Source organism: Nostoc favosum CHAB5714, assembly GCF_020829495.1.
GTDB classification, from domain to species: domain Bacteria; phylum Cyanobacteriota; class Cyanobacteriia; order Cyanobacteriales; family Nostocaceae; genus Nostoc; species Nostoc favosum.
This window is the reverse complement of sequence record NZ_JAIVFQ010000002.1, coordinates 294,330-311,568: the sequence shown is the minus strand read 5'-3', so window position 1 is coordinate 311,568 and position 17,239 is coordinate 294,330. Positions and strand designations below refer to the sequence as shown.

Sequence of the window (17,239 nt, the reverse complement as noted above, 5' to 3'; positions counted from 1 at the left end):
ATACACCAAACGCACACATCCCAAAGTTCTCCTCAACAGGGATTCCTGTTCGGGTGTCGGATAAAAACGGTAGCGGAAAGCTTGTTCCATATTTCACATTTTACCACAAATTTTGTAAAGCCGTGCTTCCAGCACGGGGTTTCCACCCACATTTTCTGATGAAGTGCCAGAAATTATAGCTTTACCAATTGTTGCCAGTTCTCAAGCCTACTTGCAGTGGATTTCTCAGCAAGTTAAAAGTAAAGATTGAGGATTTAGAATTTTCATAACTCCTCACTCTTTGTATAATTTAAAATTAGAAACTAGTGGTCTGTCTCATTAAATTTGAGAGATAAGAGAACGAACCCCGTTCGCGTAGCGTCTCGCAGAGAAGGACGCAAAGAGCGCAAAGGAAAAAGGAAAGAAGAGAAATTGAAGAATTTATCTACTCGTCAAAGTTGAATTGACAGACCACTAGTGGTCTATTGCAAAAGTTTTGATAGGTGAATCAGTTTTTAAATTTCTCTTCTTTATCTCTTAACTTCTCTGCGAGACGCTGCGCGAACGCGCTCTTTGCGTCCTTTGCGGTTCGTTTCTTTACCCTTCAAACTTTGCTTGACAGACTACTAGCTGTAAACAGCCCTTGCAAAACGCTCTGCCAAGTAGATAATGTCTTGTCTACGAGCAATTTGGTTCATCCATTGTTTGGGAATATTTTCCACCCCGTAATAAATTCCCGCTAACCCACCGGTGACGGCGGCGGTAGTATCTGTATCTCCGCCTAAGTTGACAGCTTTCAGCACCGCTTCAGAATAAGACGAGCTATTTAACAAACACCACAGGGATGATTCTAAGGTATCAATCACATAGCCACCAGAATTAATCTCTTCCACTGGTACCTTGGCAATCTCACCACTCAAAATTCTGCCAAAATGCGGCTTCTCTAACAAAAATTCTCGGACAGAATAAATTGTTTGGATATCTTGCAATCCTTGTAAATAAGCTGTTTGAGGGTCAGCCCCTTCCAAGAGCGCCACTGCAATACTAATATAAATGCCACAAGCCATTTGCGATCGCGCATGAGCATGAGTAATCGCCGAAACATCATGCACCCGCGCCAGCAATTCGCCTAAAGTTAAGTTTCTGTGACAATAAGCCATCGGCAAGATTCTCATCAACGAACCGTTGCCATTACTATTTTCAACCTTCCCACCCGCCTGATGGGGAACAACTCCCTGTTTAAGACGCATAATTGCTGTATGGGTAGTTTGACCAATATCAAAGACATCGCCACGAGGAGTCCAGTAAGCCTCCTTGTACCAGCGCCAGAAGGAATTGGCTATAGCATCCAACGAATACCCTCTACAAAGGCATTCTGCCAAGCAAAAGCTTAAGGAACTATCATCTGACCAAGTTCCTGGTGGTTGATTCCATGTGCCATAACCCAACATCGTTGTCACTGGAGATTTTACTCGTTCAGCGCGGCTAGTAAACTCTACCGGCACACCCAACGCATCACCGACACATAAACCCATCAAACCAGACAACGTTTTTGCAGCGGTTAGCATTATTCAATCTCCACAATAATTGCTCAAAATTAACTTTATAGATTCCCTCTATAGCTTGTTGCAACGGATGCTACAGCCTACTTTTCATCATCTGTGGAAAGCTCGGCAAAAAATTGTTAAGCGGGTATTTTATTTACCATCTACCGACTTAGTTTTAGTTCCAAATATTGTGCCAGTTTTAAAAGCGTCTATTTTTGAAACAAAGAACCCAGATGAAAAGACATTGAATGTAATTATAACAGCTTATTTTTGATTTTTCGGGATACTTAATCTGTAAACGTCATGCATCAATAGCAACCTTAAGTTAATAAAATCTGGGAAAAGTTTGGAACATTCTCACATAATTATCGACTTGGAATATACAAGTAAAAAATACAAAGTTTGGTAAAAAGTATGAAACGCTTACTCAAGTCTTTCATGGCAATTTCTGCATTGTCTTCCTTAATAATTGCTCCTCTTGTTCTATCAGCTGGTCAAGCTTATGCTGAAACAAAAAAAGGTACTGATGCTAGCTATGTTGGTGCTGGTGTTGCAGCTGGTGTTACTAGCGGCGGACAAGGTATCAACGATAATGCCACATTTGGTGGTAATGTTACAGGTCGCGTGAAATTAGGAACTACGCCATTTTCTGCACGCGGTAATGTCCTTTGGAGTGATAAAACAAGTGCCATTATCCCAGAAGTTTCTGTGGATGTGCCCATCGCTAATAGAACTAATGCCTATTTAACTGGTGGTTATTCTTTTGTAGAGAAAGATGGCTCACCAACTCCTATAGGTAACAAAGATTCGGTTGTGGTAGGTGCTGGTGTTGAATCGGAAGTGGCTAACAATTTCCTCGTCTACACTAACGCCAAGGTAGGACTTGGTGCTTACCAAAATAGCGATACTCCTGCTGTTAGCATCAATGGCGGTCTTGGCTATCGCTTCAAATAAAAAATTATTGAGTCCTCAGTCGCTCTATACTTTACTTAAGTACTCAGGACTCAGCACTGGCTCAACGCCCCGCTATCGCTAACAAAACTCACTACTCGAAAAAGCTGGTTTTGTTAAGTGTTACATCACTGACAAAGCCTGCTTTTGCCGTGGTAAAATTAGACTATTCCTCATTATTCCGGCCGGATTACCGGGGATAAAATAGCCGAAGGGTGCTGATTCGGCGTCTACTAATGCTTTATTGAGAATACTATACAAGTCTAATGGTTAAATCTGCTCCTTCCCCCATTGCAACCCGTAAGCCTTCCAAAGTAGAAGGAATCAAGGAAAATAGTAATTTTTTGCGTGAACCTGTAGCAACTGAGATCCTTCAAGACACTACCCATTTTACCGAAAATGCGGTGCAGCTTTTGAAGTTTCACGGTTCTTATCAGCAGGATAACCGCGATAACCGCACCAAGGGACAGGAAAAAGATTACCAGTTTATGCTGCGGACAAAAAATCCGGGTGGTTTAGTACCGCCGCAGCTGTATCTGGCTTTAGATAAAATAGCTGATGAGTATGGCAACCAGACGTTACGAGCAACTACCCGTCAAGGTTTCCAACTGCACGGAATTTTAAAGAAGAATCTTAAGTCAGCAATCGCCACCATTGTCAAGAACTTAGGTTCGACTTTGGGAGCTTGTGGCGACATTAATCGAAATGTGATGGCACCACCAGCCCCCTTTAAGAATCGCCCAGAGTATCAGTATGCTTGGGAGTATGCCCAGAATATTGCTGACTTGCTCTCAGCGCAGACAGGCGCTTATTACGAAATTTGGTTAGATGGGGAAAAAGCAATTAGTGCTGAAGAAGACCCAGAGGTGAAGGCAGCCCGACAGCGCAATGGGAATGGCACAATTATCCATGACAACGAAGAACCAATTTATGGCACGTACTATATGCCCCGCAAATTCAAAATTTGCGTGACGGTGCCAGGGGATAATTCGATTGATTTGTATTCTCAAGACCTGACGTTGGTAGTAATTACTAATAAGAAGAAGCAATTAGAAGGATTTAATATTTTTGCTGGTGGTGGTTTAGGTAGAACACACGGTAAAGAAGAAACTTTCGCTAGGTTAGCAGACCCCATCGGTTATGTGGCGAAGGATGATGTTTACGACATCGTGAAAGCGATTGTTGCTACCCAGAGAGATTATGGCGATCGCACTGATCGTCGTCATGCCAGATTAAAATATTTAATCAACGATTGGGGCGTAGATAAATTCCGCACTCAAGTTGAAGAATATTTCGGTAAATCAGTCGAAGCCTTCAAACCACTGCCAGAGTTTAAATATCACGACTTCCTCGGCTGGAATGAACAAGGTGATGGCAAGCTATTCTTAGGAATTTCCATTGACAATGGTCGAATCAAAGATGAAGGTTCGTTTCAACTGAAAACCGCCTTGCGGGAAATTGTCGAGCAGTTAAACTTACCCATCCGTCTGACACCCAACCACAACCTGATTTTTTACGATATCGAACCAGATAGCAAGCAAGCTATTCAAGACATTCTCAGCCGTCACGGTGTTGTAGACGACCCTAGTAAAATCGAACCTTTAGTGCGGTATGCAATGGCTTGTCCTGCTTTGCCCACTTGCGGCTTGGCAATCACAGAATCAGAACGGGCAATACCGGGCATTTTGGAGCGGGTTCGCGCCCTTTTGGATAAAGTAGGTTTACAAAATGAGCATTTTGTGGTAAGAATGACAGGATGCCCCAACGGTTGCGCTCGTCCCTACTTGGCAGAATTGGGCTTTGTCGGTAGCGCTCCAGAATCTTACCAATTATGGTTAGGGGGTTCGCCAAATCAGACTCGACTGGCACAACCTTACACAGAGAAGCTGCACCATAATGATTTAGACAGCTTCCTAGAGCCGATATTTGTTTACTTTAAAAAATCTCGGAAATCGAAGGAAAGTTTTGGTGATTTTTGCGATCGCGTTGGTTTTGATGCCATCCGTGAATTTGCTAGCACCTATGAACCCCAAACAGCCAATGCTGCAAACAAATCGCGCCATCGGGTAAATTTGAAAGAAGAGGTTTATAGTAAGTTGAAGGAAGTAGCCCAAAGCCAAGGGAAGCCGATGACTCAGTTAGTCACTGAAGCGCTAGAAGCTTACTTCCAGAATCTTTCTTAAGCCGAAAAATTGAAGATAATGAAATCAAAGAGAGACACAGATAAATCCATCTGTGTCTCTCTGGCGTAAGTCCTAATACAGTTAGGTAACACATCCACAGGAAGACTGAACTATGGTAACTACAGCAAAATTCGCAGAAACTAGGGATGTGCTGCAAAACATCAGCTGGCAGACATTCAAAGCTATGCTGGCAGATATGGGATCTGAGCGAAATAAAAGGCTAGCTTATGACAACGGAATAGTAGAAATTATGACCCCCCTGATGCCACACGAGAACTCAAACCGTCTCATCGAAGGTTTTGTTCTTGTGTTGTGTGAAGAATTTGGTTTAGAAGTTAAAAGCGCTGGCTCGTTGACTATGACGCGGGATGATTTGGAGCAAGGAGGTGAGCCGGACAGTAGTTACTATATCCAAAATGAATTGTTAGTCCGCAACAAAGAAAATTTTGACCTGAATACAGACCCACCACCAGACATAGTACTGGAAGTGGAATATTCCAGACCCAAGATAGACAAGTTAAGCCTTTATGCTTCAATGGGAGTCCCAGAATTCTGGCGGTATAACGGAAATGTCTTGAGGATCTACGCCCTAAACAGTGGACAATACTCGCAAAGCGATCGCAGTCCAACTTTTGCGCCTGTGCTGCTAACAGAGATTCCCCGATTTATTCAAGAAAGCAAGAAAGTTGGACAAATAGCAGCAACTCGTGCTTTCCGTACCTGGGTTAGACAACAGATATCTACAGCAGGGCAATAATTTATTAAGAAAAATGTCTCAACTGCAAAGAATTGCGATCGCACCCTCTCAATTCCAACAAGGGCAAATTTTACTCACCAAAGAACAACAGCATTATTTAGGGCGTGTGTTGCGCTTGCGTGAAGGCGATCGCTTTATTGCAATGGATGGTAAAGGAAAATGGTGGTTAGCGCAGCTAGCAGGGGAACAAGCACAGGTTTTAGAAGCGCTTTTGGTGGAAACAGAATTACCTGTATCAATTACACTGATGGTAGCGTTGCCCAAAGGCAATGGATTTGATGAAGTTGTGCGGTGTTGTACAGAGTTAGGAGTAACTTGTATTGCACCAGTATTGAGCGATCGCACTTTGCTTCATCCTAGTCTTCAAAAGCTTGAACGCTGGCGGCGCATCGCTGCGGAAGCCGCCGAGCAATCAGAGCGCTCATTCGTCCCAACCATTTTAGAGCCTGTTACTTTTAATACGGGTTTGTCATTTGCAAACAGCCAGCAATATATCTGTGTGGCGCGTGGTGAGTTTCCCCATTTAAAAGATTGCTTACAGCACAAAGGACAAAGGACAAATGACATAGGACAAGAAAGAATTGTCATTGCCACTGGCCCAGAGGGAGGATGGACAACACAAGAAATCGAGAATGCGATCGCATTTGGATTTCAACCTGTTTCCCTTGGTCGCCGCATCCTAAGAGCAGTTACAGCCCCAGTAGTAGCATTATCCTTGATTACCGCAGCTTGTGAAGTATAAATGATTTATAGCTCACGCAAAAGATATTTTGCGCGAGACATCACTCCAGCGTGTATTTAAAGTAAGTGATGATTGAGCAAGTTGCGATCGCCTTTGAGCAGAAAGATTATCAAACAGCTGCTAAATTACTGAAACAGCTGCTAGTAGAATCGCCAGAACATCCTTGGGTACAATTTTATCTCGGTCGGCTACATGAAGTATCTGGAAAGCGCCAGGATGCAGAAAAAGTGTATCGGCAACTGCTGCGAGATACGAGGAATAGTAGAATAGTGACCCTCGCACGTCAAGGTTTGCGACGGCTACAAGAAATGGAAATAGAAGAAAGACAAAGAGCCATTTCTCAAGCAACAGCCGAAGGGAATAACACCGAACTTGGCGTACTAGTTTTAGAGCCACTCAGTAACGAACTTAAAACAGAAGCGTCTCGAAAATTTGCCCAGATTATGCAGCTAGACCCTTACACTGCACGGCTGGTACTGCCAAGTCGTGGCTGGAGGTTGTACCGCCCTGGCCAAGTGGGAGAACTAAAGTTTTACGGGAAACAGTTACAGCAGGCTGGCATTCCTTGCTTTTGGGCAACAATAGCTCAAATTCAACAAATTCAAGTTTATCAAGTCAAATATTTTCAAGAATCTACCCCACAAGCTACAGTTGTTTGCCGTAATGAGACAAATCAACTCGGTTATCTTACCTTTGACTGGTCAGAAGTAACAGCAAGAGTAGTGGGACTGTTGCCCATTTTTGAGGAAGTGGTAGATCGCAACGTGCGCGGTAAACTGGAACGGAAAACTCAAACACAAGACTATGCCCAGTTTTGTGATTTACACATACCTGGTAGACGTTGCATTCTCCGACTTTATGATAACGGCTATGAATTCCAGCAAGGTTTAGAAATCATTCCCCAAGCTAGCCAAAATACAATCAGAATTAATTGGAATACTTTATCGAGTTGGATGAACCAGCAACTGCCTCAAGTCCAAATCTGGTCAGATTTCACGTCTTTTGCAGATACAACATTAGATCAAACAGAAATGCTGGGCCATATTAAGTCTCACATTCATTTGTTGCGTAGGGAACATACTAATTGGGACTCAGCTTTTCATTTATATAGTGGACTGGTATTTGTTAAATAATCCGTAATTCGTAATTAATTTACTTATTAAGTAGGCAGGCATAATTAAACCAGGACTTACGCACAAAAAACGGAAAATCGTAGACGCAAAGCGGCTTGCCGCAGGCTACCACAGAGGACGCAGAGGACACGAAGGAATAAGAGTTTGAGAGGTTTTCTGCGTCAGTCCTATAAACATAAAATAAAATTCTAGTTTGTAGTAGCGATTCATCGCTCAAAACAAGGATTATTAGGACTAAAGTCCTTACTACAAACTTTAATTTATTTATGACGAGCTACTTACCTACTTTAAGAAGTAAGTTCACAAATAAAATAGGAGTGCTATATCAAATCTATGAATACAGTAAATGCTAAAAACCTACAAATAGGGGGTTTTTACGTTAAATCTGCTCAAGGATAACAACTAGTTTTTCCGCTCAAGCACACAGAAGTTATAGCAAAATTGCAGGTAACTTGTCACGAGTTGAGGTTATCCAAAGCTTTGAAAATCCTTTTACACAGCCTTTAGAAGCAGTGTATATCTTTCCGTTACCTGATGAGGCGGCGGTGGATGATATGGAAATCAAAATAGGCGATCGCAGCATCAAAGGTAATATTAAAAAACGTGAAGAAGCTGTAGCCATCTACGAAAAGGCAAAACAAGAAGGACGCACCGCCGGACTTTTAGAACAGGAACGAGACAACTTTCTGGTAAAGAAACTCAATCCACAATATTAACCCAAGCCGATGATCGCGGCGGACATTTCGCAATATATCTGATTCCAACTTTGGAATATTCCACTGATGAAATTGTTCCTAAAGATGTCGTATTTTTGGTGGATACCTCCGGTTCGCAATCTGGCGCTCCGTTGCGAAAGTGTCATATGTATCTATGTAAGTGCCAGTGGAAATGCCTGAAGGAGTTAGTTACGAAGGAGTGTTTGGCAGCCCTCCGGCTGGTGCTGTTCTAAAGCAAATAGCATATCTAGTGGAACGAACTCCAGCAGAAGCTCCAGAGTTTCTCCGGCAAAGGCGGTCGTCAAAGCAAAAAAAGCCAAAGCGAAAAAAATCAGCCCCGCGATCGCCAAAATTAGCAGCGCCCATCTCTCACCAGTTAGGAGTTATCAGCGCAACTGGCTTGGATGAAGCAGAAATTGCTGACTTAACCCAACACCTTCAACAATTAAACTTTCCTTCAGGCTTCAGTGGTGAAATCGTCTTTGAGTTCACTGTCAACAAAAGTCGGGTAGCAGGGATAATGTTAGACGAGGAAGCCTCAACCCAAAAAGATGCAGTTGTAGTGGAGAAAATTAAGCGATCGCTCCTACTTTGGAGAGTTCCCCCATCTACAACTGCTAAACTTGTCTTAATATTGCGTATTCACACTTAACTCATCGATAGTATATAGACAAGAAAGAGACGCAAAATTTCGCGTCTCTGTGATTTAACCAGGGGTTTTAACCTGACGTGCCATGTCTAGGTAAGCGCTCATATTTGCCCCGGGACGCCGACGACCATTAGAGCTAGTAGCCGAAGGAGCGAGATATTTAGGCGCAAAGGTAGTTTCCTTTGGCTCCTCTTTGAGGACTTTGGCTGCTGCGGCTTTTGCATTTTTGCCAGGTTCAATTTTAAGACCCTCAGCAGTCTGCACTAGCGTAACATCGGCTGGTTTGGGATTTTTAGCTGGTTTTTCCTTACCCTTAGCTGCTGATTTTTCCTTACCCTTAGCTGCGGCGGTTTTTGTTCCGTTCAATGAAGCTGGCTTGGATGCTTCTGGCGCTTCTGGTGCTTCTGTTGCCGTTACTTTCTTAACATTCGATGCAACTGTCTCTGCTACTTTCTTTACGTTCGATGCTACTTCTTGAGCAGCATCTTTAGCAGCATCTTTGGCTTCGTCCAATTCCAAGAAGTAGCCGTTGCTTTTCTTCTTTCCTCGTAACAGTCCGGTAACGAAATCCAAAATACCTGAAATTAACTTTTTGATAAAATCCATTACAATTACTCCTGCCTTTTACCTTTTATATTTGAAACTCGACCGTAATTGTTAAAAATTACGACAAAATGTTACATTTTCTACTTTGCGTCACCCTATTGTGGTGACAACCTTTATAGGTTTGTGCTTAATCAACATTGTAGTAAAACTATAGGGCAAATGTTCTTTTGCAAGCACTTGCGACCTGTATACACCGAGAACTAATTATTAAATTTTACTGTAACTAAGAGCAAGATTCTGAAAGCAGGCTTTACAAAAATTAACATTTATTTGTTTGAAATTACTGATTAGAGAAAAGCAAGTGGTTTACTTTCAACCAGTGGGGGGAGTGTCATAGCCTGTTGGCAAATGGCGCTGGCTATAAGTTAAATTTTATACGAACTATCTTTGGGAGGATTTCAGTTTTGCAAAAATATCTTTTAAGGAATCCGAAAAGCAATAGCTTCAGTTTGTACCTAAAAAAGTGAAATACACCCCTTAATTCAGCCAGATTTTGTAAATGAACATTGAAAATCAACAACACAATCCCGTTTTGTTAATACACGGAATTGACGACACAGAGGCAGTTTTCCATAAAATGGCGGCTCAGTTAAGACTACAGGGTTGGTCTGTATATTCTCTCGATCTCGTACCTAATAATGGTAATGTAGGTCTTGATAAGTTGGCAAAACAAGTAGCAGATTATGTTACAGCCACCTTTGCACCAGAACAACGTCTGGATTTAGTAGGCTTCAGCATGGGAGGAATTGTCAGCCGTTACTATGTTCAGCGACTGGGAGGAATTAACCGCGTACAGAGGTTTATAACGATCTCTTCGCCCCATAATGGAACTGTGGTTGCTTATGGTTCCCGGCGTCCTGGTTGCGTACAAATGCGCCCCGACAGCATTTTTCTCAAAGATTTAAATTCTGATGCTGTAATATTGGGGCAGCTAAATTTTACGTCTATCTGGACACCTTACGATTTGATGATTGTCCCAGCGAATAGTTCACAAATGTCCGTAGGAAGCGAAGTCATAGTACCAGTTGCTCTACACCCTTGGATGCTAACAGACCCCAGGAGTCTAGCAGTAGTAAAAGCAGCTTTAACAGAGCCTATTAAGCTACCCTTACTGAATAAAAAATCCAGTCAGTAGCTAGTACCGCAAGGCGGAAGTCACGCATTCACGCATTCACGCATAATTGTATTCCGAGCTTCTTGCGCCATTTGAAATGGTATATTTATTTACGCCGTGCTGTACTAGAATGCTTGCCACACTGGATTGATTCATCTTTAATTACGAATTACGAATTACGAATTACTTAAGTCCTATCCCCAATTTGCGTATGTTCGTAACTCCCAAAAATCGCCTCTGGGTGACGATAATACTTGAACTCCATGAGGTTATAAAAGCGATCTTCTAAAAAGAAAGTGCGATGCTCAAGAGGAGAACCAACAAAGCGGTTTTTGGTTTCCTCACGAAAAAGTAGCTGTTGTTGTTGTGCCCTTTCTAGTAAGTCTTGCCAGTCACGTTCTTGGGTAAAAATTAGCCCAAAGTGTCTAGGATATATAGTGCGTTGCGGTGTCAAGGGTTCTTTGGTGACGTGAGCCACTAATTGATGACCGTAGAGATTAAGAATCAGGGCGTGATGGTTTTCACGACCAGGAATGCAGCCCAAGCCATCCACGTAATATGCTTTTGTTTGGGCAATGTCAGTCACAGGGAAAGCAAGATGGAATAAAGTTTGGCTCATAGCTTGTGTGGAAAAGACTAGTAGTTGATGCTATCTACAATTTATGCTGTTAAGTCTTGATTGTGGTCAACTTGAACACATTTTTAATTGACATTAACTTATATCCTTTATGCTTATGACTAATATTGGGGATTTCCAAGAAATAAATTATCCACCAAATAAACGAACCACTCCAGACACAGAGAACACAGAGGAATAAGGAGGAGAGAGTTTTTTCGCCAGTTTTTTGAGTATTTTTTTATTTGGAAGTCCCTTGGGGACTGAATACCACTTCATCTGCTGCACCCTGCGGCTGTGGACTTAGCCCTGTGTCTACATAATTTACATTTAATTATTTAGTCTTGTGCAGCTATACTAATTTGGATTTGCACGGGGTACAGACTTAAGACGGCATAAATAAACACCCATTCCAAATCAACGAAACTCTTACGATGTATTCATTTTTAATTTTTACTTCCGCAAGGCGGTACTAGGGGTAACAAATTAGTTATTCTGTTGATATTCAGACAAAATTACTCATGATTAATTGCTGATGTCATCCTTAATTAACTCTTTTAATCCCTGGTTGGTAGCGGTAGGATTAAACACAGTTCTATTGGGTTTAGCTTGGATTGCTCCGAAAAAGCTGCTTACCCCTGCTGGATTATTCCACGCTTGGTTTCTGTCCATCCTAATTTGGGTAACTCTGGGCTGGCAAGGATATGCAGTAGTAATGTTCTATTTTCTTGTTGGTTCTGCCGTTACCCGCATTGGGATGGCGCAGAAGGAGGCTGAAGGAATTGCCGAAAAGCGTTCTGGGGTACGAGGCCCAGAAAATGTTTGGGGTTCGGCTTTGACTGGGGCGCTGTGTGCTTTGGGAGTAGGGATAATAAATTCGGGATTTATTGTATCTAGTCCCCAATACTTCGGCTTCGCTCAGTACAAGTCTCTAGTCCCCAATCCCCAGTCTCTATTATTGTTAGCCTATGTAGCGAGTTTCAGTACCAAGCTGGCTGACACCACTGCTAGTGAAGTAGGTAAAGCCTATGGTAAAAGCACCTTTCTAATTACCACACTCCAACCAGTGCCTCGCGGTACAGAAGGGGCGGTAAGCTTGGAAGGGACTTTAGCTGGGATTGTGGCTTCTGTAGCGATCGCATTTGTTGGTTGGGGAGTTGGTTTAATTGATCTATTGGGAGTAGTTTGGTGTGTACTGGCAGCATTTATTGCCACGAACTTAGAAAGTGTGATTGGCGCAACATTGCAATCTAAATATACCTGGCTGACCAATGAAGTAGTAAATATTTTTAATACATTAATCGGTGCGATCGCGTCTGTGCTATTTGCCTGGATATGGATAAGTATAATTAATTAGACAGGTAATAATAAAGAATTACTTATTAAGGTTACGTATGGAAAGGGTTTCCCACCTCAGTTGCTATAAGTTGGGTAACAAAAACAACACAATAGCTCCACTTTTAGCAACTGGCAAGAAACAATTATTAATATGTTTTGCTTTATTTTCGCCTATCTAGCTACCTGATTAGTTCTCTGAATTTATAAAGATTTGGTTACACAACTGGTTTTGCCTTGTAACTGATATTTTAAATCCTGTTCTGTCCCTGCTAGACCGTAAAAGTAATTATGGAAAATTATTTTATTTACTAGGTATATAATTTTTTGACAATTTAGATGTAATTAGTTCATAAAGTCTTTATCATATTTAATCATCAATGACCAAATGATTTTTATATGATTTAGTTTAAAAGTCTTATAAGCGCTTAACCATTTCTACATAGTTAGTTCATGGAATCTTTATCATTTTTGACAATCAATGACAAAACAATTTCTATTGAGGAAGCAGTAAAGTACCTGCAAGCCTCTGGAAAATTGGGACAGTTCATTGGGGATATTCTCCGCCAGTACGTAATTGAAGAAGAAATCCGAACAAGAGACGATATTGAGATTGGTACAGCAATAACTGAACAGGCAATTATTGACTTTAGGCTGAAAAACCAACTGATTGACCCCCAAAGTTTTCAAGAATGGTTAAAGGCCAACAACACAGATTACGCTACCTTTCACACATCGGTGGCTTTTGGTTACAAATTAGAAAAGCTAAAAGCTGTAGTGACGGAAGCAAAAGTCCAAGAATATTTTATTGAACGCAAAATTTTTTTGGATCGGGTAGTACTTTCTCGGATCGTTGTTGATAATCGAGAATTGGCAGACGAACTACAAACCCAAATTGAAGAAGGAGGTAGTTTTGAGCAACTAGCTAAAGAGTATTCCCTTTCAGATGACCGAATTGTGAACGGCATGATGGGAATAGTCAGCCGAGGAAGTATGCCGGATATATTACGGGCAGCTATTGATGTGGCCAGTCCTGGACAATTGATAGGGCCAATAGAAATCGTTGGCAAAGACTCTCCCCAAGGAGAAGGGCCTTATGGTTTGTTTCGAGTAGAACAATTTCTGCCAGCGTCTTTAGAAGATACTCAACTAAATCTTGCACTACAAAATGAGTTGTTTGAGAAATGGCTAGCAGAGAAAATTCAAAAACTGACAGTCAAATTACAAGTGAGTTAAATATTCTGGATAATGAATCTTTACGATTAAAAGTGCTAGCTTCTTTGCCTTGGAATCAGCCACCGCTATGCTGGCTGACTCCCGAACAACAATCCCGATTGGAAAAGGAGTCCCAAACTCGTCAGTATCGTCTTGGAGAAAAAATTTGGTCAAACGATGTCGGCGGTTACCAATTCTTAATTGTGGCTGGAAAAGTCCGCTTACGAGAGGAAGGAGTTGGCAAACCAATAGCCGCCCTAGATGTGGGGGATTGGTTTGGTGACTTCCAAAAGCTATCTGCGGATTTTAAAGCTGTAGCTGCTAGTAGAGAAGTAGTAGTAGTGTGTTGGCATACAGCGCTGTGGGCAGAATTTTCTAACCCACAAATTCAGGAATTCTGGCAAGTGTTACCAGTGGACATGGAGAGGGAGAGAGACACATTTTCCTTCTCTTCCACTCCTTCACTAGCGCCAGCCTCAGAGGGAACTTCTAGCCCCCACAGTATCCAACCCCAAAGAGGACTTCCAGCCGCCAATCAAATTATCTCAAATTATCCCTTTGTTGCTAGTTGGAACACCGCTGCTGCCTGTTTAACAATGGTGGCGCAACAGTTAGAAAATTCTGTGCAACTGGAATGGGTGCAGCGCCAACTCAGAGGACAACGCCCAAAACAGGTTGTGGAAGCAGGAGAAAAGTTAGGGTTAGTGTTGCGGCGGTTACAAGTGAGTTGGGGTGAGTTGCGACAGTTGTCATTTCCAGCTTTACTGCTGTGGAATTCTGATTCACCCCAGAGTCCATCCTGGGTGGTAGCTTATGGAGTTAAAGGCGATCGCCTGATTATCGCTAACCCTCTAAATCCCGATCGCATTTGTGAAAGCTTACCGCAGTCGATAGTTGAAGCGTGTTGGGATGGACGATTGTGGCAAGTAGAACTCATATCCCAGCAAGAAAAATTTAACCTCAGTTGGTTCACCCCAGCAGTTTGGAAGTATAAGGGATTGCTAACAGAAGTATTGTTAGCATCTTTTACCTTGCAGCTTTTGGGGTTAACAACACCACTAATTACGCAAGTCGTGATTGATAAAGTGATGGTGCAGGAGAGTTTGCCGACTCTCGATGTAATGGCGATCGCACTTTTTTGCGTAGCTATATTTGAGTCCATACTTGGCATTCTGCGCCTATTCATCTTTACCCATACAGCTCGTCGTCTGGATTTGAGTTTATCAGCACAGCTATTTCGCCATCTGATGCGTCTGCCATTAGCTTATTTTGAGTCGCGGCGCGTCGGAGACACAGTAGCACGAGTCCAGGAACTCGAACAAATACGTCAGTTTCTCACAGGTACAGCATTAACTGTGATTCTGGATAGCATCTTTGCTGTGGTGTACCTAGCATTGATGTTTTACTATAATATCCCACTCACCTTTGTAGCTTTAGCAGTACTGCCGCTATTTGCGACTTTAACGATAGTTGCAACACCAATTCTGCGTAACTGGCTCAACGAAACCTTTAACCGGAGTGCCGATAGTCAATCATTTCTAGTAGAGACAATCACCGGAATTCACTCCGTTAAAGCCCATGCAGCAGAACCAGTAGCCCGCGATCGCTGGGAAGGCTTATTTGCTCGCTTCATTCGCACAGGTTTTAAAGCTTCTACTACCTCCAATATCAGCAGCAATATTGGTGACTTCCTCACCAATTTTTCCACCCTGCTGATTCTCTGGTTTGGAGCCAAATTAGTCATCGAACAAAAGCTCACAGTCGGACAGCTTGTTGCCTTTCAAATGCTCTCTGGTAGAGTCACAGGCCCACTTTTGCGCTTAGTACAGTTGTGGCAAACCCTCCAACAAGTGCTACTTTCTGTAGATCGCATTGGTGATATTCTCAACGTCTCTCCAGAAGCTGAATTGGGAACCGGTCTAGTTTTACCACCCCTGAAAGGTCAAATCACCTTCGAGCAAGTATTTTTCCGCTACCGGCCGAACTTTGAAGCAATTCTGCGGGGAATATCTTTCAATGCCGAACCAGGGCAATTTGTTGGCATTGTCGGACGTAGCGGTTCTGGTAAAAGTACTTTGTCTAAGCTATTGCAACGCCTCTATCAAATTGAATCAGGACGCATCCTTATTGATGGTTTTGATATAAAAAGTGCCGATTTAGCCTCACTGCGGCAACAAGTTAGTGTAGTTCTCCAAGAAGACTTTTTATTCAACGGCTCCATTTTGGAAAATATCACTCTTGGTAGTCCCGACATTACCGCAGAGCAAGTAGTAGAGGCGGCAAGACTAGCAGTAGCACACGACTTCATCAGTCAATTACCCTACGGTTACGAAACCAATGTTGGTGAACGCGGTACAGCTTTATCTGGTGGACAGAGACAACGTATTGCCCTAGCAAGGCTATTTCTTTCCCAAGCGCCGATTTTAGTTTTAGATGAAGCTACCAGCGCTTTAGATAGTGAAACTGAACAACAAGTACTGCAAAACCTGCAAAAAATTTCTGCTAATCGTACCGTGTTTTTAATTGCTCACCGCTTTGCCCCTCTCAAACGTGCTGATTTGATTTTGGTGTTGGAACAAGGCGTGATTGCTGAACGTGGTACTCACTCACAATTGTTGCAACAAAAGGGTTTGTATTGGTCACTATATCAACGGCAGCAAGCAAACATTTAGTAGATTTAACAAGCTTTTAGCTTGTGCCTACTTGACATCTGGAGAATAGCTTAAGAATAGTTTTTGGCGAATGGAGTTATGCTTCATTCGCCATTGGAATTTCGTTGCAAACTCAGCAACCAAAGCATTTAGTATTGCTGAGTAACCATTACAACACTTTTATAACTTGATATATTATTATGGACAGAACAGGCAAACATATCGCCTTCAATACACCAGGCGAATAATGTACTTTCAATTTTACTTAATCTGTCGCATTCGACTATATCTTTCTCCTTATAGCATTTATCGACAGCAGCTATACCTAATTCATAGGCGAGTTGGACGACTTGTGTATTGTGCGTACTAGGTTTTTGACCATCAGCACTACCAAGACCGCTAAAGGTAACTGTCATTGTAACTAAAGTAGTAGTTAAGATAGACTTTTTCATTTTATGTAGCTAATTTGTTAATTAGGTAGTTTTGATTATATTGCCAGCAATTATTATCTTGATAAAAATAATAATTATTTATATCAAACTATACATAGGTATGTAGTACAGTAGCGCAGTTTTCTAGCAGTTCTCTCAAATCATCCTTGAATAACAAAAACTATTCAGGTTTTTGTGGCGTTGTGGGTGCGATTATGGTGGTGTGGTTCCTAGTTGGCTTTATGAAAAATTGTAGGTTGGGTTAAGCAAAGCGCAACCCAACAAATCCCGTAAATGTTGGGTTTCCCGGAGGGTAACCCCTTTGGGTCTAGGTTCCTCAAACGCCACTTGCTTTAAGTCGGGAAACCGCAAGGGCGCAATGGCTCCCCAACCTACACAGTTTAAAGTTTTTGACGCTAACCCAAGTGTATTGTTTTATAGCCAGCGATCGCAGTAGTTTTAAAAGTATTAACAGTCATAACGTTTTCTTTTCATTGCGTTAGTCTCTATTAATACACCTCAAATATTTAAGATTCAATTGATAAATTTACTCTTAATACAAACCACACTTGCCAGAAGGTTTTTTGGTAATAAAATTAGCATTTTCTTATGAA

General features: G+C 42.0%; 17 protein-coding genes and 1 pseudogene. 13 read left to right on the top strand and 5 right to left on the bottom strand.

What is annotated here, in order from left to right; genetic code table 11:
• On the bottom strand, window positions 1-90 hold a 90-nt coding region (locus LC586_RS02950), incomplete at its 3' end, for a helix-turn-helix domain-containing protein (RefSeq protein ID WP_229482905.1).
• 73 nt (window positions 91-163) lie between these two features.
• Between LC586_RS02950 and LC586_RS02945 the strand changes: the two genes are divergently transcribed.
• Window positions 164-250 carry a divalent-cation tolerance protein CutA gene (locus LC586_RS02945; RefSeq protein WP_229482904.1) on the top strand — a complete coding sequence of 29 codons (87 nt, stop codon included), beginning with the start codon at window positions 164-166 and terminating at the stop codon, window positions 248-250.
• A gap of 355 nt (window positions 251-605) precedes the next feature.
• Here LC586_RS02945 and LC586_RS02940 read toward each other — a convergent pair whose 3' ends face one another.
• Window positions 606-1,547, bottom strand: coding sequence for an ADP-ribosylglycohydrolase family protein (locus LC586_RS02940; protein WP_229482881.1), 942 nt, complete (start codon window positions 1,545-1,547; stop codon window positions 606-608).
• A gap of 19 nt (window positions 1,548-1,566) precedes the next feature.
• On the opposite strand from LC586_RS02940, the gene LC586_RS02935 reads away from it, so the two are divergent.
• The 8 genes and pseudogenes from LC586_RS02935 to LC586_RS02900 all read left to right on the top strand — a co-directional run bounded on the left by LC586_RS02935 (window position 1,567) and on the right by LC586_RS02900 (window position 8,660).
• Window positions 1,567-1,800, top strand: coding sequence for a hypothetical protein (locus LC586_RS02935; protein WP_229482879.1), 234 nt, complete (start codon window positions 1,567-1,569; stop codon window positions 1,798-1,800).
• 140 nt (window positions 1,801-1,940) lie between these two features.
• Window positions 1,941-2,480, top strand: coding sequence for a putative outer membrane beta-barrel protein (locus tag LC586_RS02930; RefSeq protein ID WP_229482877.1), 540 nt, complete (start codon window positions 1,941-1,943; stop codon window positions 2,478-2,480).
• A gap of 263 nt (window positions 2,481-2,743) precedes the next feature.
• The gene (gene sir, locus LC586_RS02925; protein ID WP_229482875.1) at window positions 2,744-4,660 is read left to right on the top strand and encodes a sulfite reductase, ferredoxin dependent; all 1,917 of its coding nucleotides are present in this window, start codon (window positions 2,744-2,746) and stop codon (window positions 4,658-4,660) included.
• Between the two features lie 112 nt (window positions 4,661-4,772).
• Window positions 4,773-5,417, top strand: coding sequence for a Uma2 family endonuclease (locus LC586_RS02920; RefSeq protein WP_229482873.1), 645 nt, complete (start codon window positions 4,773-4,775; stop codon window positions 5,415-5,417).
• A 13-nt stretch (window positions 5,418-5,430) separates the two neighbouring features.
• Window positions 5,431-6,159 carry a 16S rRNA (uracil(1498)-N(3))-methyltransferase gene (locus LC586_RS02915; RefSeq protein ID WP_229482871.1) on the top strand — a complete coding sequence of 243 codons (729 nt, stop codon included), beginning with the start codon at window positions 5,431-5,433 and terminating at the stop codon, window positions 6,157-6,159.
• Window positions 6,160-6,227: 68 nt separating this feature from the next.
• The gene (locus LC586_RS02910) at window positions 6,228-7,292 is read left to right on the top strand and encodes a tetratricopeptide repeat protein (protein WP_229482870.1); all 1,065 of its coding nucleotides are present in this window, start codon (window positions 6,228-6,230) and stop codon (window positions 7,290-7,292) included.
• A gap of 333 nt (window positions 7,293-7,625) precedes the next feature.
• Window positions 7,626-8,151 (top strand): annotated as a pseudogene (locus LC586_RS42515) (VIT domain-containing protein); the annotation flags it as partial.
• A 29-nt stretch (window positions 8,152-8,180) separates the two neighbouring features.
• Window positions 8,181-8,660 carry an after-VIT domain-containing protein gene (locus tag LC586_RS02900; protein ID WP_229482868.1) on the top strand — a complete coding sequence of 160 codons (480 nt, stop codon included), beginning with the start codon at window positions 8,181-8,183 and terminating at the stop codon, window positions 8,658-8,660.
• Window positions 8,661-8,714: 54 nt separating this feature from the next.
• Here LC586_RS02900 and LC586_RS02895 read toward each other — a convergent pair whose 3' ends face one another.
• The gene (locus LC586_RS02895; RefSeq protein WP_229482866.1) at window positions 8,715-9,263 is read right to left on the bottom strand and encodes a hypothetical protein; all 549 of its coding nucleotides are present in this window, start codon (window positions 9,261-9,263) and stop codon (window positions 8,715-8,717) included.
• A 499-nt stretch (window positions 9,264-9,762) separates the two neighbouring features.
• On the opposite strand from LC586_RS02895, the gene LC586_RS02890 reads away from it, so the two are divergent.
• Entirely contained in the window at window positions 9,763-10,398 is a 636-nt protein-coding gene (locus LC586_RS02890) for an esterase/lipase family protein (protein WP_229482864.1), read from the top strand.
• Between the two features lie 166 nt (window positions 10,399-10,564).
• Here the strand turns inward: LC586_RS02890 and LC586_RS02885 are convergent, their stop codons facing one another.
• Window positions 10,565-10,996, bottom strand: coding sequence for a VOC family protein (locus LC586_RS02885; protein WP_229482862.1), 432 nt, complete (start codon window positions 10,994-10,996; stop codon window positions 10,565-10,567).
• Between the two features lie 532 nt (window positions 10,997-11,528).
• On the opposite strand from LC586_RS02885, the gene LC586_RS02880 reads away from it, so the two are divergent.
• From LC586_RS02880 to LC586_RS02870, 3 genes are all read left to right on the top strand, one after another.
• Window positions 11,529-12,350, top strand: a complete 822-nt coding sequence (locus LC586_RS02880) for a TIGR00297 family protein (protein WP_229482860.1) — start codon at window positions 11,529-11,531, stop codon at window positions 12,348-12,350.
• A 431-nt stretch (window positions 12,351-12,781) separates the two neighbouring features.
• Window positions 12,782-13,564 carry a peptidylprolyl isomerase gene (locus LC586_RS02875; protein WP_229482858.1) on the top strand — a complete coding sequence of 261 codons (783 nt, stop codon included), beginning with the start codon at window positions 12,782-12,784 and terminating at the stop codon, window positions 13,562-13,564.
• Window positions 13,513-16,215: a type I secretion system permease/ATPase gene (locus tag LC586_RS02870; RefSeq protein WP_229482857.1), complete on the top strand. Its 2,703-nt coding sequence runs from the start codon at window positions 13,513-13,515 to the stop codon at window positions 16,213-16,215. Before LC586_RS02875 ends, LC586_RS02870 begins: the two co-directional genes overlap by 52 nt.
• Before the next feature lie 128 nt (window positions 16,216-16,343).
• On the opposite strand, the gene LC586_RS02865 is transcribed toward LC586_RS02870, so the two are convergent.
• Complete coding sequence (locus tag LC586_RS02865) at window positions 16,344-16,646, bottom strand: hypothetical protein (protein WP_229482855.1); 303 nt, start codon at window positions 16,644-16,646, stop codon at window positions 16,344-16,346.
• Window positions 16,647-17,239 lie beyond the last annotated feature (593 nt).

Coding starts and splice junctions, on each gene's coding strand:
- LC586_RS02940 (WP_229482881.1), bottom strand. CDS start 1,547: ATGCTAACCGCTGCAAAAACGTTGTCTGGTTTGATGGGTTTATGTGTC.
- LC586_RS02930 (WP_229482877.1), top strand. CDS start 1,941: ATGAAACGCTTACTCAAGTCTTTCATGGCAATTTCTGCATTGTCTTCC.
- sir (WP_229482875.1), top strand. CDS start 2,744: ATGGTTAAATCTGCTCCTTCCCCCATTGCAACCCGTAAGCCTTCCAAA.
- LC586_RS02920 (WP_229482873.1), top strand. CDS start 4,773: ATGGTAACTACAGCAAAATTCGCAGAAACTAGGGATGTGCTGCAAAAC.
- LC586_RS02915 (WP_229482871.1), top strand. CDS start 5,431: ATGTCTCAACTGCAAAGAATTGCGATCGCACCCTCTCAATTCCAACAA.
- LC586_RS02910 (WP_229482870.1), top strand. CDS start 6,228: ATGATTGAGCAAGTTGCGATCGCCTTTGAGCAGAAAGATTATCAAACA.
- LC586_RS02900 (WP_229482868.1), top strand. CDS start 8,181: ATGCCTGAAGGAGTTAGTTACGAAGGAGTGTTTGGCAGCCCTCCGGCT.
- LC586_RS02895 (WP_229482866.1), bottom strand. CDS start 9,263: ATGGATTTTATCAAAAAGTTAATTTCAGGTATTTTGGATTTCGTTACC.
- LC586_RS02890 (WP_229482864.1), top strand. CDS start 9,763: ATGAACATTGAAAATCAACAACACAATCCCGTTTTGTTAATACACGGA.
- LC586_RS02885 (WP_229482862.1), bottom strand. CDS start 10,996: ATGAGCCAAACTTTATTCCATCTTGCTTTCCCTGTGACTGACATTGCC.
- LC586_RS02880 (WP_229482860.1), top strand. CDS start 11,529: ATGTCATCCTTAATTAACTCTTTTAATCCCTGGTTGGTAGCGGTAGGA.
- LC586_RS02875 (WP_229482858.1), top strand. CDS start 12,782: ATGGAATCTTTATCATTTTTGACAATCAATGACAAAACAATTTCTATT.
- LC586_RS02870 (WP_229482857.1), top strand. CDS start 13,513: ATGGCTAGCAGAGAAAATTCAAAAACTGACAGTCAAATTACAAGTGAG.
- LC586_RS02865 (WP_229482855.1), bottom strand. CDS start 16,646: ATGAAAAAGTCTATCTTAACTACTACTTTAGTTACAATGACAGTTACC.